Genomic DNA, 23,621 nt, shown 5'->3' with positions numbered 1-23,621 from the left:
GTCAAATCCTCACTGAACCGCGCCGGCTGGCGTGTTCAACAACACAACGGCAGCCGTCACCAGCAAATTGATCAGGGTCAGCGGCAGGCAGAAACGCCAGCTGAAATCCATCACCTGGTCATACCGTGGACGCGGGATGGAAGCGCGCAGCAGGATAAACAACATGATGAAGAACGCGGTCTTCAGGAAGAACCAGAAGAACGCCAACTGCGGCAGGATGCCGAACGGACCGTGCCAGCCGCCGAAGAACAGCGTGACCAACAGGGCCGAGATCAAGATGATGCCGATGTACTCACCGACGAAGAACATGCCCCATTTCATGCCGGCGTATTCAATGTGGTAACCGTCGGCCAGTTCCTGTTCCGCTTCCGGCTGGTCGAACGGGTGACGGTGAGTCACGGCCACGCCAGCGATGAAGAAGGTACAGAAGCCGAAGAACTGCGGAATGATGAACCACAGGTTCTGCGCCTGGTACTCGACGATGTCGCGCATGTTGAACGAGCCGACCTGCACCACGATGCCCATCAGCGCGAGGCCCATGAACACTTCGTAGGAGACGGTCTGGGCCGAGGCCCGCAAGCTGCCCAGCAGGGCGAACTTGTTGTTGCTCGACCAACCGGCGAACAGCACCGCGTAGACCGACAGGCCGGCCATGGCGAAGAAGAACAGCAAGCCGATGTTCAGGTCCGCGACGCCCCAGGTCGGGGTGATCGGGATGATCGCGAAGGCGATCAGCAAGGCGCTCATGGCCACGACGGGTGCCAGGGTGAAGATCACCTTGTCGGCAAACGGCGGGGTCCAGTCTTCCTTGAAGAACATTTTCAGCATGTCGGCGGCGATCTGGAACATACCGAACGGGCCAACGCGGTTCGGACCATAACGGTCCTGCCACCAGCCCAACAGGCGACGTTCGACGAAGCTGAGCAGGGCGCCCGCGACGACCACGGCCAACAGGATCACGATGGCCTTGACGACCGCGATGATCACGTCGATCACTTCAGGGGTGAACCAGGTCATTGCGCTGCCTCCTGCAGACCGTCAACGGTTTTGCCAAAGATCGCCGCTGGAATACCGGCGAAGCCCTTGGGCAGTGCAACCAGGCCGGCACCCAACTCTTCGTTGATGCGCAGCGGCAGGCGCAGGGTCTGGCCAGCCACGTTGAGGCTGAGCAGGGCGCCGTCGTTGACGCCCAGGCGGTCGGCTTCGGACTTGGCCACGGACACATACGCGGCTGGGATGCGTTCTTGTACCGGCGCGGCTTTGGAAGAGGTTTCTTCACTGCCGAACAGGTGGAAGAACGGCACAACCTGCCAGGTGCCCTGGGCCGGGTTGAACGGACGCGGTACCGCGGCGAACCAGTTCAGCGAATCACCTGTGCTTTCGATCAGGCGGGTGCCCGGGTCGCCAGCACGGATGTGGCCACCGACTTCGTCCTGGAACTTGTTCCAGGCCTGCGGCGAGTTCCAGCCCGGCGACCAGGCAAATGGCACTTGCTGACGCGGCTCGACCGAACCCGAGTAACCTTCCATGGAGAAGGCAAACGCGGTGTCCGGGTCTTGCGGGGTACGCGGCTCGTGCACGCTGATGTCAGCACGCATGGCGGTACGACCGGAGTAACGCAGCGGTTCGCGGGCCAGTTTCAAGCCCTTGATGCGGAACGAGGCGGACGGTGCAGCATCGACGATACGTGCCAGCTGCGGTGCGCTTGCGGCGGCGGCAGCGGTGACGTGGTCGAGCTGGGTCCAGTCGATCGGCTGGTTCAGCAGGGTCGCGCGCAGGGCATGCAGCCAGCGCCAGCCTTCGTGAACCAGGATGCTGGCGTCCATGTACTTCGGATCGAACACCTGGAAGAAGCGCTGGGCGCGGCCTTCCTGGCTGACCAGGGTACCGTCGCCTTCGGCGAAGGTGGCGGCTGGCAGGATCAGGTCGGCACGTTCGCTGGTGGCGGTCTTCTGGTGGTCGGCAACGATCAGCACCTTGGTGGCGTCGAGCGCAGCATCAACCTTGGCGGCATCGGTGCGGGTGTACAGGTCGTTTTCCAGCACCACGATGGCGTCGGCGTTGCCGTCGATCACGGTTTGCAGCGCCGCGTCCAGCGATTCGCCACCGAGCATGGCCAGGCCAAGGCTGTTGGCTTCCGGCACGACGAGGCTGATGGAACCGTTCTTGTCGCGCAGCTTCAGGGCCTTGGCGATGTTGGCAGCCGCCTCGATCAGCGCCTTGGAACCCAGCGAGGTCCCGGCAATGATCAATGGACGCTTGGCCGCGAGCAGGGCGTCGGCGATGCGCTGGGCCAGTTCGACGGCTTCAGTGTCCAGGCCGTCGACGGCAGGCGCGCTGGCGTCAAGGGCGTGGGCCACGGCGAAACCGATGCGGGCCAGGTCGTCGGGGGCTGCGTGTACGCATTCTTCGGCGATGTCGTCGAGCTTGGTTTCGGCCAGGCTGGCGATAAACAGCGGGTTCAGCGCGTGCTGGCCGATGTTTTTCACGGCCGCGTCGAGCCACGGCTGTACGCGCATGGCCTCGGCCATGTCTTCAGCCTTGCCCTTGACCGACTGGCGCAGCGACAGGGCGATGCGGGCAGCGGTCTGGGTCAGGTCTTCACCGAGCACGAAGATGGCGTCGTGGTCTTCGATGTCGCGCATGTTCGGCACGGGCAGCGGGCTGTCGTTCAGCACTTGCAGCACCAGGCGGATGCGCTCCAGTTCACCGGCTTCGATGCCGGAGTAGAAGTGCTCGGCACCGACCAGCTCGCGCAACGCGTAGTTGCTTTCGAGACTGGCGCGTGGCGAACCGATACCGACGATGTTGCGCCCGCGCAGCAGGTCGGCGGCTTTATCCAGCGCCGCGTCCAGGCTCAGCTTGGCGCCACCGGCCAGCAGCGGCTGGCGTGGGCGGTCTTCGCGGTTGACGTAGCCATAGCCGAAGCGGCCACGGTCACACAGGAAGTACTGGTTGACCGAACCGTTGAAGCGGTTTTCGATCCGACGCAGTTCGCCGTAGCGCTCGCCCGGGGAGATGTTGCAACCGCTGGAGCAGCCATGGCAGATGCTCGGCGAGAACTGCATGTCCCATTTACGGTTGTAGCGCTCGGAGTGAGTCTTGTCGGTGAACACACCGGTCGGGCAGACCTCGGTGAGGTTGCCGGAGAACTCGCTTTCGAGCACGCCGTCTTCAACGCGACCGAAGTACACGTTGTCGTGGGCGCCGAAGACGCCCAGGTCGGTGCCGCCGGCGTAGTCTTTATAGAAGCGCACGCAGCGATAGCAGGCGATGCAGCGGTTCATCTCGTGGGAAATGAACGGGCCGAGGTCCTGGTTCTGGTGGGTACGCTTGGTGAAGCGATAACGACGCTCGTTGTGGCCAGTCATCACCGTCATGTCTTGCAGGTGGCAGTGACCGCCTTCCTCACAGACCGGGCAGTCGTGGGGGTGGTTGGTCATCAGCCATTCGACAACGCTGGCGCGGAACGCCTTGGATTCATCATCGTCGATGGAAATCCAGGTGTTGTCGGTGGCTGGGGTCATGCAGGACATGACGATACGACCACGGGTGTCGTTCTCGTCGGTGTATTGCTTGACCGCACACTGGCGACAGGCACCGACGCTACCAAGCGCGGGGTGCCAGCAGAAATAAGGGATGTCGAGGCCTAGTGACAGACACGCCTGTAACAGGTTGTCCGCCCCATCGACTTCGAGCGCTTTGCCGTCTACGTGGATAGTGGCCATGGTTCAAAGTTCTTCGTTGGCCCGTTGTCAGCGGGCGTGGCTAATGGAATCTTGTTATTCATGTGCATCTACACAGCCTTGACGGCGTCAGCACATGAGAAAGCGAAGGGCACGGACCCTTCGCTCTTTAAGCGTTACGCGCCGACTACGATCGGCCTCGCCAGAGGCGGGACGGCGGCGCTGGTAGGCGCGATGCCGGCTTCGAACTCCGAGCGGAAGTATTTGATTGCGCTGCCCAATGGCTCCACGGCGCCCGGTGCGTGAGCACAGAAGGTCTTGCCTGGGCCGAGGAAACCGACCAGACCCAGCAGGGTCTCGATGTCACCCTGGCGGCCTTCGCCGTTTTCCAGGGCCATCAACAGCTTGACGCTCCACGGCAGACCGTCGCGGCATGGGGTGCAGAAACCGCACGATTCACGGGCAAAGAACTGCTCCATATTGCGCAGCAGCGAAACCATGTTCACGGTGTTGTCCACCGCCATCGCCAGGCCGGTACCCATCCGGGTGCCGACCTTGCCGATGCCGCCGGCATACATCTGTGCGTCGAGGTGCTCGGGCAACAGGAAGCCGGTACCGGCACCGCCTGGCTGCCAGGCTTTCAAGGTGTAGCCGTCGCGCATGCCGCCGGCGTAGTCCTCGAACAGCTCGCGGGCGGTCACGCCGAAAGGCAGCTCCCACAGGCCCGGGTTCTTGACCTTGCCGGAGAAGCCCATGAGCTTGGTGCCCATATCTTCGCTGCCTTCGCGGGCCAACGATTTGTACCAGTCGACGCCGTCGGCGATGATCGCCGGTACGTTGCACAGGGTCTCGACGTTGTTCACGCAGGTCGGCTTGCCCCACACGCCCACGGCGGCAGGGAAGGGCGGCTTGGAGCGCGGGTTGGCGCGGCGGCCTTCGAGGGAGTTGATCAGTGCGGTTTCTTCACCGCAGATGTAACGCCCGGCGCCGGTGTGCACGAACAGTTCGAAGTCAAAACCCGAACCGAGGATGTTCTTGCCCAAGAGGCCTGCGGCCTTGGCTTCTGCCACGGCACGGTTGAGGTGCTTGGCGGCGGTGGTGTATTCGCCACGCAGGAAGATGTAGCCGCGGTAGGTTTTCAGCGCGCGGGCGCTGATCAGCATGCCTTCGATCAGTAGATGGGGCAGTTGCTCCATCAGCATGCGGTCTTTCCAGGTGTTCGGCTCCATTTCATCCGCGTTGCACAGCAGGTAGCGGATGTTGATGGATTCGTCCTTGGGCATCAGGCCCCACTTCACGCCCGTGGGGAAGCCTGCACCGCCCCGACCTTTGAGGCCGGCGTCTTTCACGGTCTGGACGATATCGTCCTGGGCCATGTCGGCGAAGGCTTTGCGCGCAGCGGCGTAGCCGTTCTTGGCCTGGTACTCGTCGAGCCATACCGGCTCGGCATCGTCACGCAGGCGCCAGGTCAGTGGGTGGGTCTCAGGCGAACGCTTGATCAGGTTGGCCGGGCCGAAAGATGTAAGGGTCATGGGTAGCCCTCGAGCAATTGGGTCACGCCAGCAGGCTGCACGTCACCGAATGTGTCGTCGTCGATCATCAACGCCGGCGCCTTGTCGCAGTTGCCCAGGCAGCACACCGGCAGCAGCGTGAAGCGGCCGTCCGGGGTGGTTTGGCCAAGGCCGATGCCCAGCTTGTTCTGGATTTCGCTGACCACCGACTCGTGGCCACCGATGTAGCAGACCATGCTGTCGCACACGCGAATGATGTGGCGGCCCACGGGCTGGCGGAAGATCTGGCTGTAGAACGTTGCCACACCTTCAACATCACTGGCCGGGATGCCGAGGATCTCGCCGATGGCGTAGAGGGCGCCGTCCGGCACCCAGCCACGTTCCTTCTGGACGATCTTCAGGGCTTCGATCGACGCCGCGCGCGGGTCTTCGTAGTGATGCAGCTCGTGCTCGATGGCCGAGCGCTCGGTTTCACTGAGGGTGAAACGGTCTGTCTGGATAAGCGTGCTGTTCATGCTTAGCGGTCCACGTCGGCCATAACGAAATCGATACTACCCAGGTACGCAATCAAGTCCGCGACCATCTCGCCTTTGATCACCGAAGGGATCTGCTGCAAGTGCGCGAAGCTTGGGGTACGAATCCGGGTGCGGTAGCTCATGGTGCCGCCATCGCTCGTCAGGTAATAACTGTTGATACCCTTGGTCGCTTCGATCATCTGGAAGGATTCGTTGGCCGGCATCACCGGGCCCCACGAAACTTGCAGGAAGTGCGTGATCAGGGTTTCGATGTGCTGCAGCGTGCGCTCTTTCGGCGGCGGCGTGGTCAGCGGGTGATCCGCCTTATACGGGCCGGCCGGCATGTTGCGCATGCACTGCTCGATGATCTTCAGGCTCTGGCGCATTTCTTCGACGCGCACGATGCAACGGTCGTAGGCATCGCCATTGGCCGCCAGCGGGACTTCGAATTCGAAGTTCTCGTAGCCGGAGTACGGGCGCGCTTTACGCAGGTCGAAATCGCAACCGGTGGAACGCAGGCCAGCACCGGTGACGCCCCATTCCAGGGCTTCCTTGGTGTTGTACTGGGCGACGCCGATGGTGCGGCCCTTGAGGATGCTGTTGTCCAGCGCGGCTTTCTGGTACTCGTCCAGACGCTTGGGCATCCAGTCGATGAATTCCTTGACCAGGCGTTCCCAGCCGTTAGGCAGGTCATGGGCGACACCGCCGATGCGGTACCAGGCCGGGTGCAGGCGGAAGCCGGTGATGGCTTCGATGACCTTGTAGGCGCGCTGCCGGTCGGTGAAGGTGAAGAACACCGGGGTCATGGCGCCGACGTCCTGGATATAGGTACCCAGGAACAGCAGGTGGCTGGTGATCCGGAAGAACTCGGCCATCATGATGCGGATGGTGTCGACGCGGTCCGGGACCTTGATGCCGGCCAGCTTCTCGACCGAGAGCACGTACGGCAGGTTGTTCATCACGCCGCCGAGGTAGTCGATACGGTCGGTGTACGGGATGAAGCTGTGCCAGGACTGACGCTCGGCCATCTTCTCGGCACCACGGTGGTGGTAGCCGATGTCCGGCACGCAGTCGACGATTTCTTCGCCGTCCAGTTGCAGGATGATGCGGAACGCACCGTGAGCCGAAGGGTGGTTCGGGCCCAGGTTGAGGAACATGTAGTCCTCGTTGGTGCCGGAGCGCTTCATGCCCCAGTCTTCCGGACGGAAGCGCGCAGCCTCTTCTTCAAGCTGTTGCTTGGCGAGGTTGAGGCTGAACGGGTCGAATTCGGTGGCGCGCGCAGGGAAGTCCTTGCGCAGCGGGTGACCTTCCCAGGTCGGCGGCATCATGATGCGCGTCAGGTGCGGGTGGCCCGGGAAGTCGATCCCGAACATGTCCCAGACTTCACGCTCGTACCAGCTGGCGTTCGGCCAGATACCGGTCACGGTCGGCACGCTCAGGTCGCTTTCGGAAAGGGCGACCTTGATCATCACGTCGCTGTTACGTTCGATCGACAGCAGGTGATAGAACACGGTGAAGTCGGCGCCGCTCGGCAGCCCCTGGCGCTTGGTGCGCAGACGCTCGTCCACGCCATGCAGGTCATAGAGCATGACGTACGGCTTGGGCAGGTTGCGCAGGAAGGTCAGGACTTCGACAAGCTTGGCACGCGCCACCCACAGCACCGGCATACCGGTGCGTGTGGCCTGGGCGGTGAAGGCGTCAGGGCCAAAACGGTTATTGAGTTCGACGACCACATCCTGGTCGTCTGCCTTATAAGGCGGGATGTACAGAGCACTGCCTGTAGTCATGGTTTTTTATCGCTTTCGGTCAACGTAAAGAATGAAGCCAGGTTTTCGTTCTATAAAAGAAGCGGGGCTGGATCAGACTTCGTCGGGGCTGCGCAGGTTGGTGACTGCGATTCGCTGTTCGCGGCGCTGTTCCTTTTGCGAAGGCATCTCGGCGCGGTACACGCCTTGATCGCCGACGACCCAGGAAAGCGGGCGACGCTCCTTGCCAATCGACTCCTGCAACAGCATCAAGCCTTGCAGGAAAGCTTCAGGGCGAGGCGGGCAGCCAGGCACGTAGACGTCCACGGGCAGGAACTTGTCCACCCCCTGAACCACGGAGTAGATGTCGTACATGCCACCGGAGTTGGCGCACGAACCCATGGAGATAACCCACTTCGGCTCGAGCATTTGCTCGTAGAGACGCTGAATGATCGGCGCCATCTTGATGAAGCAGGTTCCGGCGATAACCATGAAATCCGCCTGGCGCGGCGATGCCCGGATAACTTCGGCGCCAAAGCGCGCGATGTCGTGGGGCGCCGTGAAGGCGGTGGTCATTTCCACGTAGCAGCACGAAAGGCCGAAGTTGTACGGCCACAGGGAGTTTTTACGCCCCCAGTTGACCGCGCCACTCAGCACGTCTTCCAGCTTGCCCATGTAGATGTTTTTGTGGACTTGGTCTTCTAACGGGTCGGAAACGGTTTCCCGTTCGCCGATGGGGTACTGCTCGTTAGGAGCATCCGGGTCGATCCTGGTGAGATTGTATTGCATCGCCAAAGCCTCATTGTTTCAGCTTCGCTTGCCGCTTACGACGAGCTTCCGGAGCCCAGTCAAGGGCGCCCACTCGGAATAGGTAGACAAGGCCTGCCAACAGAATTGCTATGAAAACGAGGGCTTCGACGAATCCGGTCCAGCCGCTTTCGCGGACGGACACAGACCAGGCAAAGAGAAAGAGGGCTTCGATGTCGAAGATCACGAAGAGCATCGCGACCAGATAGAATTTGGCTGAGAGCCGCAAGCGGGCGCCACCTGTAGGGAGCATGCCGGACTCGAACGGTTCGTTTTTGCTGCGGCCCCAGGCTTTTGACCCGAGGAGGCTGGAGACGCCGAGCATGAAGGCGCAGAGGCCGACAACACCGAGGAGGAAAATGGCAAAGCCCCAGTTGTGGGCCATGAGTCCTGTCGCTTCGGTCATGCTGGAAATCCTTAACAGAGAGCAAAGGTCTCTGAGCTCGAAAAAGTAACGATGCAGTGACGATATGTCGCACTGCAATCAATCGCGGTGATTTTATGGCTAAACACCGGGCAAGTAAAATTCCTATAGCGAAATTATTCGATGGAATAAGGACATAGTGCACCTTTGTGGGGCTGCAGCCCTTGCGGTGTGGGCATTAGCGGGCTTTTCACCAATTATGTTTTGTTTAACCTGTAACGAAGTTTTCATGCGCTAAATGATAATGAATATTGTTTGCGTGGGGTTTAAGCGATTGTTTCTCATGTGGCGGGGGAAGTTGCCGTTACTTGCTGGAGTGGTGCTAGTTGGTGGAGGGGATCTTTTAACTGATTTGAGTCGAGTAAATACCGCTCTGGATCAATGTTTTGCGCAAAATCCCCAGGTAGCCAGCATTCCCTGTGGGAGCCGGGCTTGCCCGCGAAGGCGATCCGTCAGTTGATGCATTCGGCGACTGACCCAGCGCTTTCGCAGGCAAGCCAGCTCCCACACTCGATCTCCATACACCCGGGGACCTAGGCCTTATCCCCAATCCCCTGTGGGAGCGGGCTTGCCCGCGATGGCGATCCGTCAGTTGGTGCATTCGGCGACTGACCCAGCGCTTTCGCAGGCAAGCCAGCTCCCACATTTGATCTCCATGCACCCGGGGACCTAGGCCTCACCCCCAATCCCTTGTGGGAGCGGGCTTGCCCGCGAAGGCGATCCGTCAGTTGGTGCATTCGGTGACTGACCCAGCGCTTTCGCAGGCAAGCCAGCTCCCACATTGGATTTCCATACACCTGGGGGTCTAGGCCTCACCCCCAATCCCCTGTGGGAGCGGGCTTGCCCGCGAAGGTGATCCGTCAGTTGATGCATTCGGCGACTGACCCACTGCTTTCGCAGGCAAGCCAGCTCCCACATTGGATCTCCATGCGCCCGGGGACCTAGGCCTCACCCCCAATCCCTTGTGGGAGCGGGCTTGCTCGCGAATGCGGTGTGTCAGTTAATGCATTCGGCGACTGATCCACCGCTTTCGCAGGCAAGCCAGCTCCCACATTCGATCGCCATACGCCCCGGGACCTAGGCCTCATCCCCAACTCCCTGTAGCCAGTTCCACCTTGGATTTTGGTGTTCTTTAAATAAAAAAAACGCCCCGAACCAGTCGGGGCGTGATTGTTGTGCGGCACTGCGGTTAGGTCTTCCTTGGGGCCGCAGTGGCCGTGTACGCGGTGCTTAGTGGAACTGCTCTTCTTCGGTCGAACCGGTCAGCGCGGTCACGGACGAGGTGCCGCCCTGGATCACGGTGGTCATGTCGTCGAAGTAGCCAGTGCCCACTTCCTGCTGGTGCGCCACGAAGGTGTAGCCCTTGGCGGCGTCAGCGAATTCCTGCTCCTGCAGCTTCACGTAGGCAGTCATGTCGTTGCGGGCGTAGTCGTGCGCCAGGTTGAACATGCTGTGCCACATGTTGTGAATGCCGGCCAGGGTAATGAACTGGTGCTTGTAGCCCATGGCGGACAGTTCGCGCTGGAACTTGGCGATGGTCGCGTCGTCCAGGTTCTTCTTCCAGTTGAAGGAAGGCGAGCAGTTGTAGGACAGCAGTTGGTCCGGGTATTCCTTCTTGATCGCTTCGGCAAAGCGGCGCGCTTCGTCCAGGTCCGGCTTGGCGGTTTCGCACCAGATCAGGTCGGCGTACGGCGCGTAGGCCAGGCCGCGGGCGATGGCCTGGTCGAGACCGGCGCGCACCTTGTAGAAGCCTTCCTGGGTGCGTTCGCCTGTCACGAACGGCTGGTCGTACGGGTCGCAGTCCGAGGTCAGCAGGTCAGCGGCGTTGGCGTCGGTACGGGCCAGGATGATGGTCGGGGTACCTGCAACGTCAGCAGCCAGGCGCGCAGCAGTCAGCTTCTGTACAGCTTCCTGGGTAGGAACCAGTACCTTGCCGCCCATGTGGCCGCATTTCTTCACCGAGGCCAGTTGGTCTTCGAAGTGCACGCCGGCAGCGCCTGCCTCGATCATGCTCTTCATCAGTTCGTAGGCGTTCAGCACACCACCGAAACCGGCTTCGGCGTCAGCCACGATCGGTGCGAAGTAGTCGATGTAGCCTTCGTCGCCCGGGCCTTTACCGGCTTTCCACTGGATCTGGTCGGCGCGGCGGAACGAGTTGTTGATGCGCTTGACCACGGTTGGCACGGAGTCCACCGGGTACAGCGATTGGTCGGGGTACATGGATTCAGCGGAGTTGTTGTCCGCTGCCACTTGCCAGCCGGACAGGTAGATCGCCTGGATACCGGCTTTTACCTGCTGGACTGCCTGGCCGCCAGTGAGGGCGCCCATGCAGTTGACGAAATCTTTGTCGGGACGGAAGGACGGCTTGGCGCCCTGGGTGACCAGGTTCCACAGCTTCTCGGCGCCGAGTTTTGCAAAGGTGTGCTCAGGTTGAACCGAGCCACGCAGGCGGACGACGTCAGCAGCGGAATAAGCGCGGGTCACGCCTTTCCAGCGTGGGTTTTCAGCCCAATCTTTTTCAAGGGCTGCAATTTGCTGTTCGCGTGTCAGTGCCATGGGGAAAAACCTCGTCGCGTCTTGTTTGAAGTATCCGTTTGCCAGCCATGCATTCATTGCGTGGGCAGGGCTGCTCGCTGATCAGGAGCGTAGGCGCTCAAGACAGGTTCGACGGAGAAGGCGACGGGATGAACGATGGGGCTCAAGGGAGAGTTGAGCAGGTAAGGGCGAACTGCGAACGGTCTTCGGGCGTCGTGGGCCTTTGTACGATCCAACAGCGTGTTGCCGGGTTACCTGGTTAGCTTCCGTCCCTCGGGACAACTTCGTTCCAGTCGCAACCTCGTCAAACACACCTTGTGGGCGGTACAGACACGAATCGGCTCAGGTGGGTAGCTTAGAGCGGCGATCCGAAGGCCCTTGCCAGGGCCCCTGATTAGCGGGAGCGAGGCCATCATGCCCATGCTTTTTTGGATCGTCAAATGTTTTGTAGTGCTTTTTTTCAAGCACTACATCTTTAGTCTAATGCGACTCATCAGTCAGTTTTTGGTGCTTCAGTTCAGGGTATCGACCTTGACCCGCAGAGTCAGGTCATCGCGGCCTTGAGTAGAGTAGCTGCGGGTTGTAGAGGATTTGTCGGCCTGGGTCTCGCGATTGATGCCGGCCAGTGGAATCCATTCGCCAAGGCGACCGCTGATGGTTGTGTCGGTGCTTTGCACGTTCACTACATCGGGACGTTCCTGGCTCATGCGGTCACGGTTGGTACTGATCGCCAGGTGCACGGTCTCGCCGGTAACGCTGGCGGTGACATAGAAACCCTGGGTGACATTGCGGTACTGGGTCTGGTTTTGCGGGCGGCCGTAGGCATCCGGCTGGGTGGTGGTCAGGGGGACGCTCTGGCCGACCTGGATCAGCGCGGGCACACCCTCGCTCGCCTGGATCTGCTGGATGCCACCGTCGCGGCTGGCAGTGCCGTAGCTGATGATGCGGGTCTGGCTGTCACCGCTGTTCTGCTGGTTGTTTTCATTGCTGTCGACCGTGATCAGCAGGCGCTTGGCCGGCGTGTCCAGCTGCGCGAGCAGAGCGCGCAGGTCCTGGATCTTGCCGGGGTCGGCGTTAACGATAAGCTGGTTGCCGTAGGCGCTGACGGTGCCGTCCTTGCCGATGAAATTCTGTGCCACCGGCAGCAGGTCGGCGCTGGTACGGTTGCTGAGGTTGACGACTTCGGTGTCGGCCATGGCCGAACAGCTGGCAGCCAGGAGGAGGGCGGTGAGCAGGGTGCGTAGGGACATGTCCGTTATCTCTGCGAGTCATTTAGGCGTGATAGTGCCAGTTTGTCGGCCTGGCAGGGCGCAAGTTGAATCGTAGACGGCAAAATGCCCTGGCAAGCCAGGGCATTGTTGGTGTTGCTGAATTAGCTTTCGGGGGCAAGCCCCTCCCATACTTGACCGCATTTCAAAGTATGTACTCGGTCAAATGTGGGAGCTGGCTTGCCGGCGATAGCAGCGGCGCGGTATTGGATCAGTCCCCGCGCACCATATCCACATGCGGAATCCCGACTTCAAGGAACTCGTCACTGACGATCTTGAAACCCAGGCGCTCGTAGAATGGCGCCGCATATACCTGTGCGCTGAGAAATTGCCGGGTCTGGCCGCGTTGCTCGGCCGCGCCAATCACCGCTTCCATCAGCTTGTCGCCGACCTTCAGGCCGCGCCAGTCCTTGAGTACCGACACGCGGCCGATCTCGCCACTGGGCAGCAGGCGCGCAGTACCGATCGGAAAGTCGCCTTCGAAGGCTAGGAAATGCACTGCGTCTGCGTCGTCCGCATCCCACTCCAGCTCAGGTGGGACCGATTGTTCAGCGACAAAGACCGCTTCACGAATGCGCCGAATCTCGGCGATATCCTTTTGCCAGTCCGCGACACTTACGTGAATCTTATTCATCGGCAAACCCCAGGCTTCCTTGCTTGACCAGCTCGCACAGCAGGTCGCGGCCATCTTCGTCGGCCAGCCATTCGCCAAGGTTCTCGCTGTGCAGCGCATCGGCAGAGCACACCAGCTTCAGCAGCTCACGCAATTTGCCCGGCAGGTAACGGCTCTGGCCGCTGGCGAACAGCAGCACGTCGTCGTCGACTTCGGACCAGGCCAGGCGCGCGCTCGGGTTGCGCACCAGGATCGCGCCGTCTTGCAGGCTGGTGACGAAGTCGTCTTCGCCCAGCTCTTCGCCGGCTACCAGTTCCGGGTAGCGCGGTTCGGTCATGAACTGGCCGAACCAGGTCAGCAGCATGCGCTCGTCGCTCATGTGCTCGGCCAGCAGGCTCTTGAGGCGGTCGAGTGCATCGCTCTGGATCTGATGCGGGTCGCTGACGGGCTGGGCATCGGCGTCGGTGTAGCGCTCTTCGTCGGTCAGGTACTGGCTGAGGAAGTCGGTGAAGTGGGTCAGCACTTCAGCTGCGCTCGGCGCGCGGAAGCCGACCGAGTAGGTCATGCAGTCATCTTCGGCAATGCCGAAATGCGCCAGGCGCGGCGGCAGGTAGAGCATGTCGCCCGGTTCCAGGACCCATTCGGCGCTCTCTTCGAATTCGGCGAGGATGCGCAGGTCGGCGTGTTGCAGCAGCGGGCTTTCGGCGTTGCACATCTGGCCGATCTTCCAGTTGCGCTTGCCCTGGGCCTGCAGCAGGAACACATCGTAATTGTCGAAGTGCGGACCGACACTGCCGCCCGGTGCGGCGAAGCTGATCATCACGTCGTCGATGCGCCAGCTGGGCAGGAAGCGGAAGTGTTCGAGCAATTCGGCGACTTCCGGCACGAACTGGTCGACGGCCTGTACCAGCAGGGTCCACTCGCGCTCGGGCAGGGTGCTGAAAGCGTCTTCGGCGAACGGGCCGCGACGCAGTTCCCACGGGCGCTCGCCGTGCTCGATCACCAGGCGCGATTCGACTTCTTCTTCCAGCGCGAGGCCTGCGAGTTCGTCGGCGTCGATCGGGCTTTCGAAGTCAGGGATGGCCTGGCGGATCAGCAGTGGTTTTTTCTGCCAGTAGTCGCGCAGGAATTCCCGTGCCGTGATGCCGCCCAGAAGTTGAAGAGGGATATCAGGATTCATGTGTAACCTATTGAAAAAAAGCACTTTTCAGACTGGAATAAAAACGCCCGGCGCGGCCGGGCGTCTCAAAGGGTCGTGCGTGGATCAGATGCGCTTGGCTTGCTCTACAGCGTTACCGATGTAGTTGGCCGGGGTCAGCAGTTTCAGCTCGGCCTTGGCCGCGGCTGGCATGTCCAGGCCATCGATGAAAGTCTGCAACGCCTCGGGGCTGATGCCCTTGCCGCGCGTCAATTCTTTCAGCTTCTCGTAGGGGTTTTCGATGTTATAGCGACGCATCACGGTCTGGATCGGCTCGGCCAATACTTCCCAGCACGCGTCCAGGTCGGCGGCGATCTTCTGCTCGTTGAGCTCAAGCTTGCTGATGCCCTTGAGGCTGGCTTCGTACGCGATCACGCTGTGGGCAAAGCCCACGCCGAGGTTACGCAGTACGGTGGAGTCGGTCAGGTCGCGCTGCCAGCGGGAGATCGGCAACTTGCTGGCCAGGTGCTGGAACAGCGCGTTGGCGATGCCGAGGTTGCCTTCGGAGTTTTCGAAGTCGATCGGGTTGACCTTGTGCGGCATGGTCGACGAACCGATTTCACCGGCAATGGTGCGTTGCTTGAAGTAGCCCAGGGAGATGTAGCCCCAGATATCGCGATCGAAGTCGATCAGGATGGTGTTGAAGCGCGCAATGGCGTCGAACAGCTCGGCGATGTAGTCGTGCGGTTCGATCTGCGTGGTGTACGGGTTGAAGCCCAGGCCCAGTTCGTCTTCGATGAAGGCGCGGGCGTTGGCTTCCCAGTCGATCTCGGGGTAGGCCGACAGGTGGGCGTTGTAGTTGCCGACAGCGCCGTTGATCTTGCCCAGCAGCGGGACGGCAGCCACTTGAGCGATCTGGCGCTCCAGGCGGTACACCACGTTGGCCAGTTCTTTACCCAGGGTGGTTGGCGACGCCGGCTGGCCGTGGGTGCGCGACAGCATTGGCACGTCGGCGAAACGGATGGCCAGTTCGCGGATGGCGTTGGCGGTCTGGCGCATCAGCGGCAGCATCACGTCATCACGGCCTTCGCGCAGCATCAGGGCGTGGGACAGGTTGTTGATGTCCTCGCTGGTGCAGGCAAAGTGGATGAACTCGCTGATCTGGGCCAATTCCGGCAGCTTGGCCGCTTGCTCCTTGAGCAAGTATTCGATGGCCTTGACGTCGTGGTTGGTGGTGCGCTCGATCTCTTTCACACGCTCGGCGTGCTCCAGGGAGAAGTTTTCCGCCAGGGTGTCGAGCACAGCGTTGGCTTCGGCGGAGAACGCCGGCACTTCGCTGATGGCGGGGTGAGCGGCCAGGCGCTGGAGCCAGCGCACTTCAACCAATACACGAGCACGGATCAGGCCGTATTCGCTGAAAATAGGGCGCAGGGCCTGGGTTTTGCCGGCGTAGCGGCCGTCAACAGGGGAAACCGCAGTGAGCGAAGAAAGCTGCATGGGGTGTTCTCGGACAGTCGGGCAACGAAATGGGGCGCGTATCATACATGAAAAAATCCGCCGGTCCGTTGCCAACTGACCGGCGTATTACGCGTGAGGCTATAAAAAAACGTGGCTGTTGCGACTTATTCGTTGCGCATCAACGGGTAAAGCTCTTTGAGCAATTTGCGTCGGCTGATCACCAGCTGCCAACGATGACCGCCCAACTGGCGCCACAACCGTGCCGAACGAATACCGGCCAGGAGCAGGGCGCGGATTTTCGAGGCGTTGTTCGGTTGCTGCAGGTTGCGCATGTCGCCGTGCACCTGAATCCGTTGGCGCAAGGTGCTCAAGGTGTCCTGGTACAGCGCACCGCAGGCGGCAATCACGTTCTCGTGGGCCGGGCCGAAGTGCTCTACCTGGGACTGGATCTGCGGCAGGCGTTTGCCGATGACTTCCAGCATGTCTTCACGCTTGGCCAGTTGGCGCTCCAGGCCGAGCATCGACAGGGCGTAGCGCAGCGGCTCGCGCTGCAAGGTGCTCGGGTCGCGTTCCAGGGCGCCGATCAGCGCGCGGTAACCTTCGCGCAGCGCCAGGTCGTCGCCGCCATACACTTCCAGCGTGTCCTTGGGATCACGGATCAGCAGGCTGCCGAGCATGCAGGTCAGGCCTGCCTCGGTGACCTGGCCAGTCTTGGCGATCTTGTCGACCAGCACCGCGGCAAGGAATACCCCGCCGAGGGCGGTCAATTGCTCCTGGGTCGGGCTCATGCCGGGTTGCTCCAGGGCTCGGCGACTTCAATCACGCCGCCGCCGAGGCAAATCTCGCCGTCATAGAACACCACGGACTGGCCTGGCGTGACCGCGCGTTGCGGGTCATCGAAGGTGGCACGGTAGCCGCTGGCGGTTTTTTCCAGGGTGCAGGGCTGGTCACTCTGGCGATAGCGCACTTTGGCGGTCAGGCGGCGCGGGGTGCTCAGGTCGATCGGGTTGACCCAGTAGATCTCCGACGCCAGCAGCGCGCCGGAGAACAGCAACGGGTGCTCATTGCCCTGGCCGACGATCAGCACGTTGTGCTCGAGGTCCTTGACCAGCACGTACCACGGCTCTTCGCCGGCGTCTTTCAAACCGCCGATGCCCAGGCCCTGGCGCTGGCCGATGGTGTGGTACATCAGGCCATGGTGGCGGCCGATCACTTCGCCTTCGGTGGTCTTGATCTCGCCGGGTTGCGCGGGCAGGTACTGCTTGAGGAAGTCGCTGAAGCGGCGCTCGCCGATAAAGCAGATACCAGTGGAGTCCTTCTTCTTGGCAGTGGCCAGGCCGTGTTTCTCGGCAATCTTGCGGACTTCGGGTTTTTCCAGCTCGCCCACCGGGAACAGGGTCTTGGCGATCTGTTCGCCGCCGACGGCGTGCAGGAAATAGCTCTGGTCCTTGTTCGGGTCCAGGCCCTTGAGCAGTTCGGTGCGGTCATCAACGTCGCGGCGGCGCACATAGTGGCCGGTGGCGATCAGGTCGGCGCCGAGCATCATGGCGTAGTCGAGGAACGCCTTGAACTTGATCTCGCGGTTGCACAGGATGTCCGGGTTCGGCGTGCGGCCGGCCTTGTATTCGGCCAGGAAGTGCTCGAACACATTGTCCCAGTACTCGGCGGCGAAGTTGGCGGTGTGCAGCTTGATGCCAATCTTGTCGCAGACGGCCTGGGCATCCGCCAGGTCGTCCATGGCGGTGCAATATTCCGTTCCATCGTCTTCTTCCCAGTTCTTCATGAACAGGCCTTCCACCTCATAACCCTGCTCCATGAGCAGAACGGCGGAAACGGAAGAATCCACGCCGCCGGACATACCGACGATGACGCGCTTCTTTTGTGTGTCAGAAGGGGCTGGATCACGCATAGGATTTCAACGGGTGTCTTGAAAAAGGACGCGATTCTAGCAGGCCTGGGCCCGCAAGGCTAAAGAGAAGGGCGGATCAGTTCGAGGCTGTGGCACTGGCCGGCCAAATAATCATCGATACAGCGGATGATCAGCTCGCTGCGCCAGTCATTGCGCACGGCCATCAGTTCATCGCGGGTCATCCAGCGGGCGCGCAGGATGCCTTCGTCGAGTTGATAGTCGGGATGGTGTTTCAGCGCCTTGGCGATAAAACATACCCGCTGATAGGTCACGCCGTTGCTGGGGGCGGTGTACAGGTAGATGCCGACGATGCCGGTGGCTTCCACGTCCCAGCCGGTTTCCTCGAGGGTTTCGCGCACGGCGGCTTCGGTCAGGGTTTCGTGTGGGTCGAGGTGGCCGGCAGGCTGGTTGAGCACGGCGCGCCCGCCCTTGAGTTCCTCGACCATCAGGAAGCGGCCGTTGTCTTCTACGAGGGTGGCGACGGTGATGTGGGGTTGCCAGGTCATGGAGGGCTCTCAAGCGATCAGTGGGGCAGGCGCCCATCATACAGGGGCGCCTGCCGGGTGTTGCGCTCGGTTACCGGGCGGCCTTGGTGATGGCGTCGAAGGCGACCATGTCGTCAATGACTTCACCGCCGGTGGCTTTGGTCTGCGCTTGCCACACGACGATCACCACGTTTTGCGTAGGGTTTATGTAGATGAACTGGCCGAAAATGCCGGCAGCCGTGAAGGCTTTGTCGGCTTTGGACGCGGCAGTCCAGGCCGGCCACCACATGGAGGCAAAGTCGCCGTAGGCGGCATCGGTGCCGGTGGTGGCGCTGGCAAAGCTCATCCAGCCTTTGGGTAGCACTTGCTTGTCGCCGGCTTTACCGCCACTGAGTACGAACTGTCCGAAGCGCCCGTAATCTTCCAATGTTGCGCTGATGCCGCTGCCGCCCACTTCGTTGCCGTTCGGGCCGTCGAGCCACCAGTTCGCATCGGTCTGCATGCCATACGGCGCCCAGATTTTCTCGCTGAGGTAGTTCGCCAGGGGCTTGCCCACGGCGGCGCTGACCAGTTGGCCCAGCACTTGTGTCTCGCCGGTGCTGTAGTTGGTGCGGGTGCCAGGCGGCGCGGCGCTGGGCAGGCTCGCCATGAACTTGAGGGCGGAGCCGGGCACTTGTTCGGTCTGCAGCTTGAGCATCATGCGTCGATCCGACGTCGGGTCGGCGTATTTCTCACTCCATTTGACTCCCGAACGCATCGCCAGCACCTGGCGCACGGTGGCCTGGTCGTAGCCGCTGCCGGCGAGTGCAGGCAAATACTCGGTCACTTTGTCATCCAGGCTCTTGATCGAGCCGTCCTGCAAGGCCGCGCCGACGAGGGTCGATGTAATCGACTTGGCCACCGACATCGACATCCAGCGGGTTTCGGCGGTGTTGCCTTTTTCGTAGCGTTCAGTAACGACTTGGCCGTCCTTGATCACCAGCAGGCCTGTTACCCGGTTGAGGGTGACGTAGTCATCGAGGCTATAGCGTTTGCCTTCGTAATCGAATGCAACCGGTCCCAACGCCCGGCTGCTGTGCGGCAGTGGGAAAGGGTGGCCGCCGGCCTTGATGGTGCGCACCGGAAACAAGCGGTCGATATTGCGAAAGGTGCTGACCGCGGCGTCGGGGCTGAGTTTGCCGTCGTACATGGTCTGCACGTCGCCAATCGGTTCCTGTGCATGCGGGTAGGGTGGCGAGTGGCTCGCGCAGGCGGTCAGCAGGGCGATTGCCGAGGCCCAGGCCAGCGCCTGGAAGTGAGCTCTTTGCATAAAAACTTCCTTATTTGTTGTTTTCTGGAATGGCTTGAGCAAAAACACAAAGCAAGTCCTGCGCCCACTTACGGAAAAAAGCGCAAAAAAAATCCGGAACCCTTTCGGGTTCCGGATTTTGCTGTGGTGTGACGATCAATCAAGCATCGTCACATCAGCGCATCACACCAGTGCAGCAATCGCCGCATTGAGGGTGTTGCTTGGACGCATGGCCTTGCTGGTCAGCTCAGGGTTCGGCGCGTAGTAGCCGCCGATGTCCACTGGCTTGCCCTGCACGGCGTTGAGCTCGGCAACGATGGTTGCTTCGTTCGCGGCCAGGGTCTTGGCCAGTTCGCCGAACTGCGCTTGCAGTGCAGTGTCTTCGGTCTGGGCGGCCAGGGCTTGAGCCCAGTACAGCGCCAGGTAGAAGTGGCTGCCGCGGTTGTCGATGTTGCCGACTTTGCGCGATGGCGACTTGTTGTTGTCGAGGAACTGGCCAGTCGCCTGGTCCAGGGTTTTCGACAGCACCAGGGCTTTCGGGTTGTTGTACGTGACGCCCAGGTGTTCCAGGGAAGCGGCCAGGGCCAGGAATTCGCCCAGGGAGTCCCAGCGCAGGAAGTTTTCTTCCAGCAGCTGCTGCACGTGCTTGGGAGCCGAACCGCCGGCGCCGGTTTCGAACAGGCCGCCACCGTTCATCAGCGGCACGATCGAGAGCATCTTGGCGCTGGTGCCCAGTTCCATGATCGGGAACAGGTCGGTCAGGTAGTCACGCAGTACGTTACCGGTCACCGAGATGGTGTCCAGGCCCTTACGGGTGCGCTCCAGGGTGAACTTCATCGCGTCGACCGGCGACATGATGCGGATGTCCAGGCCTTCGGTGTTGTGGTCTTTCAGGTAGGCCTGAACTTTCTCGACCACGACGCCGTCGTGCGCGCGCTTCGGGTCCAGCCAGAAAATGGCTGGGGTGTTGCTGGCGCGGGCACGGTTGACGGCCAGTTTGACCCAATCCTGGATCGGCGCGTCTTTGGTCTGGCACATGCGGAAGATGTCGCCGGCCTCGACGTTCTGTTCCATCAGCAGGTTGCCCTTGCTGTCGGTGACGCGGACGACGCCGTCAGCCTTGATCTGGAAGGTCTTGTCGTGGGAGCCGTACTCTTCGGCTTTCTTCGCCATCAGGCCAACGTTTGGCACGCTGCCCATGGTGGTTGGGTCGAAAGCGCCATTGGCCTTGCAGTCTTCGATGACCGCTTGGTAGATGGTGGCGTAGCAGCGATCCGGGATCACGGCCTTGGTGTCGTGCAGCTGGCCGTCGGTGCCCCACATCTTGCCGGAGTCACGGATCATGGCTGGCATCGAGGCGTCGACGATGACGTCGCTCGGCACGTGCAGGTTGGTGATGCCTTTGTCGGAGTTGACCATCGCCAGGGAAGGGCGAGCGGCGTAGACCGCCTGGATGTCAGCTTCGATCTGTGCTTGCTGGTCGGCCGGCAGGGCCTTGATGCGAGCGTACAGGTCGCCGATGCCGTTGTTCAGGTTGAAGCCGATCTGCTCCAGCACGGTGGCGTGCTTGGCCAGCGCGTCTTTGTAGAACTCGGCAACGATCTGGCCGAACATGATCGGGTCGGAGACCTTCATCATGGTGGCTTTCAGGTGAACCGAGAGCAGCACGCCTTGCTTCTTGGCGTCTTCGATTTCAGCGGCGATGAAGCTGCGCAGGGCGTTCTTGCTCAGTACGGCGCTGTCGATGATCTCGCCAGCCTGTACGGAAGTCTTTTCCTTGAGGACGGTCGCGGTACCGTCCTTGGCGATCAGCTCGATTTTGACAGCATCGGCGGCTTCGATCTGAACGGCTTTTTCGCTGCCGTAGAAGTCGCCGCTGCTCATGTGAGCCACGTGGGACTTGGAGTCGGCAGCCCAGGCGCCCATCTTGTGCGGGTGCTTGCGCGCGTAGTTCTTGACCGACAGCGGGGCGCGGCGGTCGGAGTTGCCTTCGCGCAGGACCGGGTTCACGGCGCTGCCCTTGACCTTGTCGTAACGTGCACGGGTTTCTTTTTCCGCGTCGGTGGTTACGGTTTCAGGGTAGTCCGGCAGGGCGTAGCCCTGGGCCTGCAGTTCCTTGATCGCAGCCTGCAGCTGAGGCGTCGAGGCACTGATGTTAGGCAGCTTGATGATGTTGGCTTCAGGCGTAACGGCCAGGTCGCCCAGTTCGGCGAGGTGGTCCGGGATGGCCTTGGTACCCAGTTGCTCAGGGAAGCTTGCGAGGATGCGCCCGGCGAGGGAGATGTCGCGGGTTTCCACGGCAATATCAGCGGAAGCGGTGAAGGCCTCTACGATAGGCAGCAGTGAATAGGTGGCGAGGGCTGGGGCTTCGTCGGTGAAGGTGTAGATGATCTTCGAGCGGGTGGGCATATTCGGATTAACTCTCTTCTTTGCTGAAAGCGTGCGCAGAAACTCGAGATGCGCCGGGTGGAGCGCGTTCGTTCAAAGTCATCCATGAGCGAAATGTCGAGGTTTCTTCGCGGTGATGTTGGTTTGCATCAGTCGAGCGTCAAGCGGGTGGACTATTGTATTAGTCCTGCTTTGTAGCGGAAGGCTGTGTTCTAGAGCGGTCCGCCGTCGTGACTCTTTGGTCAGCGGCGGCATTATACATAGGTCGCTATGCTTACGCCGAGCCTTCATACAAAAGGTGTGTCGTCCATTGGTCTAAAGGTCGCAGGGCCCAACGTGCTACCAAGGTCGCATGCAGTGCTCAAGATTGGCGATTTTGCCTTTGCTTTCAGGCTTGTAGGCGACAATTTATGCTGTTTTCGATGCAAATGAGCATGGCGTGAGGTTTCAGTCGCCATTTATCTGGAGTAGGCTCGAACGCAGCCAGATGTTCAATCCATAGATGGAGTTCAGCATGGGATACAAGCAGATTCAGGTTCCGGCAGTCGGCGACAAAATCACCGTCAATGCAGACCATTCTCTCAATGTTCCTGACCAACCGATCATCCCTTATATCGAAGGTGACGGTATTGGCGTCGACATCAGCCCGGTGATGATCAAGGTGGTCGACGCAGCTGTTGAAAAGGCCTACGGCGGCAAGCGCAAGATCTCCTGGATGGAGGTGTACGCCGGCGAGAAAGCTACTCAAGTCTACGACCAGGACACCTGGCTGCCCCAGGAAACCCTGGATGCGGTCAAGGATTACGTGGTGTCCATCAAGGGCCCGCTGACCACCCCGGTCGGTGGCGGCATCCGTTCGCTGAACGTGGCCCTGCGCCAACAACTCGATTTGTATGTGTGCCTGCGCCCGGTGCGCTGGTTCGAAGGCGTGCCGAGCCCGGTCAAGAAGCCAGGCGATGTGGACATGACCATCTTCCGTGAGAACTCCGAAGACATCTACGCCGGGATCGAGTGGAAAGCCGGCTCGCCCGAAGCGATCAAGGTGATCAAGTTCCTCAAGGAAGAAATGGGCGTGACCAAGATCCGTTTCGACCAGGATTGCGGCATCGGCGTCAAGCCGGTCTCCAAAGAGGGGACCCAGCGCCTGGCGCGTAAAGCCCTGCAATATGTAGTGGATAACGACCGCGATTCGCTGACCATCGTGCACAAAGGCAACATCATGAAGTTCACCGAGGGGGCCTTCAAGGAATGGGCCTACGAAGTGGCGGCGCAGGAATTCGGTGCAACCCTGCTCGATGGCGGTCCATGGATGCAGTTCAAGAACCCGAAAACCGGCAAGAATGTGGTGGTCAAGGATGCGATTGCCGACGCCATGCTCCAGCAGATCCTGCTGCGTCCGGCCGAATATGACGTGATTGCGACACTCAACCTGAACGGTGACTACCTGTCCGACGCGCTGGCGGCAGAGGTGGGCGGTATCGGCATTGCGCCGGGGGCCAACCTGTCCGACACCGTGGCCATGTTCGAGGCGACCCACGGCACCGCGCCCAAGTATGCGGGCAAGGACCAGGTCAATCCGGGTTCATTGATCCTGTCGGCGGAGATGATGTTGCGCCACATGGGCTGGACCGAGGCGGCTGACCTGATTATCAAGGGCACCAATGGCGCGATTTCGGCCAAGACCGTGACCTATGACTTCGAGCGCCTGATGGACGGCGCGAAGTTGGTGTCGTCGTCGGGCTTTGGTGATGCGCTGATTTCGCATATGTAAGGCGCAGGCATAAAAAAACCGGCCGTCCCAATCTTGCTGGGGTGGCCGGTTTTTTATTGCGTTTGCGCGCTCGACGGCGG

18 protein-coding genes are annotated in these 23,621 nt (G+C 61.0%); 1 reads left to right on the top strand and 17 read right to left on the bottom strand.

Going from position 1 to position 23,621, the window contains the following annotated elements:
* Positions 1 to 9: 9 nt before the first annotated feature.
* The 17 genes from nuoH to BBG20_RS23020 form a co-directional block, all read right to left on the bottom strand.
* Positions 10 to 1,017 carry an NADH-quinone oxidoreductase subunit NuoH gene (gene nuoH, locus BBG20_RS23100; RefSeq protein WP_003219563.1) on the bottom strand — a complete coding sequence of 336 codons (1,008 nt, stop codon included), beginning with the start codon at positions 1,015 to 1,017 and terminating at the stop codon, positions 10 to 12.
* Positions 1,014 to 3,728 (bottom strand): NADH-quinone oxidoreductase subunit NuoG, encoded by a 2,715-nt coding sequence (gene nuoG / locus BBG20_RS23095; protein WP_065907525.1) that lies wholly within the window; start codon positions 3,726 to 3,728, stop codon positions 1,014 to 1,016. Before nuoG ends, nuoH begins: the two co-directional genes overlap by 4 nt.
* Positions 3,729 to 3,862: 134 nt before the next feature.
* The gene (nuoF, locus tag BBG20_RS23090; RefSeq protein ID WP_065907523.1) at positions 3,863 to 5,218 is read right to left on the bottom strand and encodes an NADH-quinone oxidoreductase subunit NuoF; all 1,356 of its coding nucleotides are present in this window, start codon (positions 5,216 to 5,218) and stop codon (positions 3,863 to 3,865) included.
* Positions 5,215 to 5,712, bottom strand: coding sequence for an NADH-quinone oxidoreductase subunit NuoE (gene nuoE / locus BBG20_RS23085; RefSeq protein ID WP_003174721.1), 498 nt, complete (start codon positions 5,710 to 5,712; stop codon positions 5,215 to 5,217). Before nuoE ends, nuoF begins: the two co-directional genes overlap by 4 nt.
* A 2-nt stretch (positions 5,713 to 5,714) precedes the next feature.
* Complete coding sequence (gene nuoC, locus BBG20_RS23080; protein ID WP_025858969.1) at positions 5,715 to 7,499, bottom strand: NADH-quinone oxidoreductase subunit C/D; 1,785 nt, start codon at positions 7,497 to 7,499, stop codon at positions 5,715 to 5,717.
* A gap of 72 nt (positions 7,500 to 7,571) precedes the next feature.
* Positions 7,572 to 8,246: a NuoB/complex I 20 kDa subunit family protein gene (locus BBG20_RS23075; protein WP_003174719.1), complete on the bottom strand. Its 675-nt coding sequence runs from the start codon at positions 8,244 to 8,246 to the stop codon at positions 7,572 to 7,574.
* 10 nt (positions 8,247 to 8,256) lie between these two features.
* A complete protein-coding gene (locus tag BBG20_RS23070; protein ID WP_003219575.1) occupies positions 8,257 to 8,670 on the bottom strand; it encodes an NADH-quinone oxidoreductase subunit A in 414 nt (137 codons plus the stop codon).
* A 1,248-nt stretch (positions 8,671 to 9,918) separates the two neighbouring features.
* Entirely contained in the window at positions 9,919 to 11,244 is a 1,326-nt protein-coding gene (gene aceA, locus BBG20_RS23065) for an isocitrate lyase (protein ID WP_025858968.1), read from the bottom strand.
* 491 nt (positions 11,245 to 11,735) lie between these two features.
* Positions 11,736 to 12,473: a secretin N-terminal domain-containing protein gene (locus BBG20_RS23060; protein WP_065907521.1), complete on the bottom strand. Its 738-nt coding sequence runs from the start codon at positions 12,471 to 12,473 to the stop codon at positions 11,736 to 11,738.
* Positions 12,474 to 12,702: 229 nt separating this feature from the next.
* The gene (locus BBG20_RS23055; protein WP_065907519.1) at positions 12,703 to 13,125 is read right to left on the bottom strand and encodes a GNAT family N-acetyltransferase; all 423 of its coding nucleotides are present in this window, start codon (positions 13,123 to 13,125) and stop codon (positions 12,703 to 12,705) included.
* A complete protein-coding gene (locus BBG20_RS23050) occupies positions 13,118 to 14,284 on the bottom strand; it encodes a ribosomal protein uL16 3-hydroxylase (RefSeq protein WP_065907517.1) in 1,167 nt (388 codons plus the stop codon). Before BBG20_RS23050 ends, BBG20_RS23055 begins: the two co-directional genes overlap by 8 nt.
* A gap of 84 nt (positions 14,285 to 14,368) precedes the next feature.
* Complete coding sequence (gene purB, locus BBG20_RS23045) at positions 14,369 to 15,739, bottom strand: adenylosuccinate lyase (RefSeq protein ID WP_065907515.1); 1,371 nt, start codon at positions 15,737 to 15,739, stop codon at positions 14,369 to 14,371.
* A gap of 125 nt (positions 15,740 to 15,864) precedes the next feature.
* Positions 15,865 to 16,488 carry a high frequency lysogenization protein HflD gene (gene hflD / locus BBG20_RS23040; RefSeq protein WP_058425015.1) on the bottom strand — a complete coding sequence of 208 codons (624 nt, stop codon included), beginning with the start codon at positions 16,486 to 16,488 and terminating at the stop codon, positions 15,865 to 15,867.
* The gene (mnmA, locus tag BBG20_RS23035) at positions 16,485 to 17,609 is read right to left on the bottom strand and encodes a tRNA 2-thiouridine(34) synthase MnmA (RefSeq protein ID WP_065907513.1); all 1,125 of its coding nucleotides are present in this window, start codon (positions 17,607 to 17,609) and stop codon (positions 16,485 to 16,487) included. The genes hflD and mnmA overlap by 4 nt, the downstream gene beginning before the upstream one ends.
* 59 nt (positions 17,610 to 17,668) lie before the next feature.
* Positions 17,669 to 18,115, bottom strand: a complete 447-nt coding sequence (locus tag BBG20_RS23030; RefSeq protein ID WP_065907512.1) for an NUDIX hydrolase — start codon at positions 18,113 to 18,115, stop codon at positions 17,669 to 17,671.
* Positions 18,116 to 18,185: 70 nt separating this feature from the next.
* Positions 18,186 to 19,403 carry a serine hydrolase domain-containing protein gene (locus BBG20_RS23025; protein WP_065907510.1) on the bottom strand — a complete coding sequence of 406 codons (1,218 nt, stop codon included), beginning with the start codon at positions 19,401 to 19,403 and terminating at the stop codon, positions 18,186 to 18,188.
* 162 nt (positions 19,404 to 19,565) lie between these two features.
* Complete coding sequence (locus BBG20_RS23020) at positions 19,566 to 21,791, bottom strand: NADP-dependent isocitrate dehydrogenase (protein WP_065907507.1); 2,226 nt, start codon at positions 21,789 to 21,791, stop codon at positions 19,566 to 19,568.
* A 493-nt stretch (positions 21,792 to 22,284) separates the two neighbouring features.
* On the opposite strand from BBG20_RS23020, the gene icd reads away from it, so the two are divergent.
* On the top strand, positions 22,285 to 23,541 hold the full coding sequence (icd, locus tag BBG20_RS23015; protein WP_065907535.1) for an NADP-dependent isocitrate dehydrogenase: 1,257 nt from the start codon (positions 22,285 to 22,287) through the stop codon (positions 23,539 to 23,541).
* Positions 23,542 to 23,621 lie beyond the last annotated feature (80 nt).

Origin of the sequence: Pseudomonas aylmerensis, assembly GCF_001702265.1 — a bacterium.
In the GTDB taxonomy this organism is placed as follows: domain Bacteria; phylum Pseudomonadota; class Gammaproteobacteria; order Pseudomonadales; family Pseudomonadaceae; genus Aquipseudomonas; species Aquipseudomonas aylmerensis.
This window is presented reverse-complemented; position numbering and strand designations above follow the sequence as displayed.

Excerpts from the sequence above, each read along its gene's own strand:
- nuoH (WP_003219563.1), bottom strand. The coding sequence starts at position 1,017 with ATGACCTGGTTCACCCCTGAAGTGATCGACGTGATCATCGCGGTCGTC.
- nuoG (WP_065907525.1), bottom strand. The coding sequence starts at position 3,728 with ATGGCCACTATCCACGTAGACGGCAAAGCGCTCGAAGTCGATGGGGCG.
- nuoF (WP_065907523.1), bottom strand. The coding sequence starts at position 5,218 with ATGACCCTTACATCTTTCGGCCCGGCCAACCTGATCAAGCGTTCGCCT.
- nuoE (WP_003174721.1), bottom strand. The coding sequence starts at position 5,712 with ATGAACAGCACGCTTATCCAGACAGACCGTTTCACCCTCAGTGAAACC.
- nuoC (WP_025858969.1), bottom strand. The coding sequence starts at position 7,499 with ATGACTACAGGCAGTGCTCTGTACATCCCGCCTTATAAGGCAGACGAC.
- BBG20_RS23075 (WP_003174719.1), bottom strand. The coding sequence starts at position 8,246 with ATGCAATACAATCTCACCAGGATCGACCCGGATGCTCCTAACGAGCAG.
- BBG20_RS23070 (WP_003219575.1), bottom strand. The coding sequence starts at position 8,670 with ATGACCGAAGCGACAGGACTCATGGCCCACAACTGGGGCTTTGCCATT.
- aceA (WP_025858968.1), bottom strand. The coding sequence starts at position 11,244 with ATGGCACTGACACGCGAACAGCAAATTGCAGCCCTTGAAAAAGATTGG.
- BBG20_RS23060 (WP_065907521.1), bottom strand. The coding sequence starts at position 12,473 with ATGTCCCTACGCACCCTGCTCACCGCCCTCCTCCTGGCTGCCAGCTGT.
- BBG20_RS23055 (WP_065907519.1), bottom strand. The coding sequence starts at position 13,125 with ATGAATAAGATTCACGTAAGTGTCGCGGACTGGCAAAAGGATATCGCC.
- BBG20_RS23050 (WP_065907517.1), bottom strand. The coding sequence starts at position 14,284 with ATGAATCCTGATATCCCTCTTCAACTTCTGGGCGGCATCACGGCACGG.
- purB (WP_065907515.1), bottom strand. The coding sequence starts at position 15,739 with ATGCAGCTTTCTTCGCTCACTGCGGTTTCCCCTGTTGACGGCCGCTAC.
- hflD (WP_058425015.1), bottom strand. The coding sequence starts at position 16,488 with ATGAGCCCGACCCAGGAGCAATTGACCGCCCTCGGCGGGGTATTCCTT.
- mnmA (WP_065907513.1), bottom strand. The coding sequence starts at position 17,609 with ATGCGTGATCCAGCCCCTTCTGACACACAAAAGAAGCGCGTCATCGTC.
- BBG20_RS23030 (WP_065907512.1), bottom strand. The coding sequence starts at position 18,115 with ATGACCTGGCAACCCCACATCACCGTCGCCACCCTCGTAGAAGACAAC.
- BBG20_RS23025 (WP_065907510.1), bottom strand. The coding sequence starts at position 19,403 with ATGCAAAGAGCTCACTTCCAGGCGCTGGCCTGGGCCTCGGCAATCGCC.
- BBG20_RS23020 (WP_065907507.1), bottom strand. The coding sequence starts at position 21,791 with ATGCCCACCCGCTCGAAGATCATCTACACCTTCACCGACGAAGCCCCA.
- icd (WP_065907535.1), top strand. The coding sequence starts at position 22,285 with ATGGGATACAAGCAGATTCAGGTTCCGGCAGTCGGCGACAAAATCACC.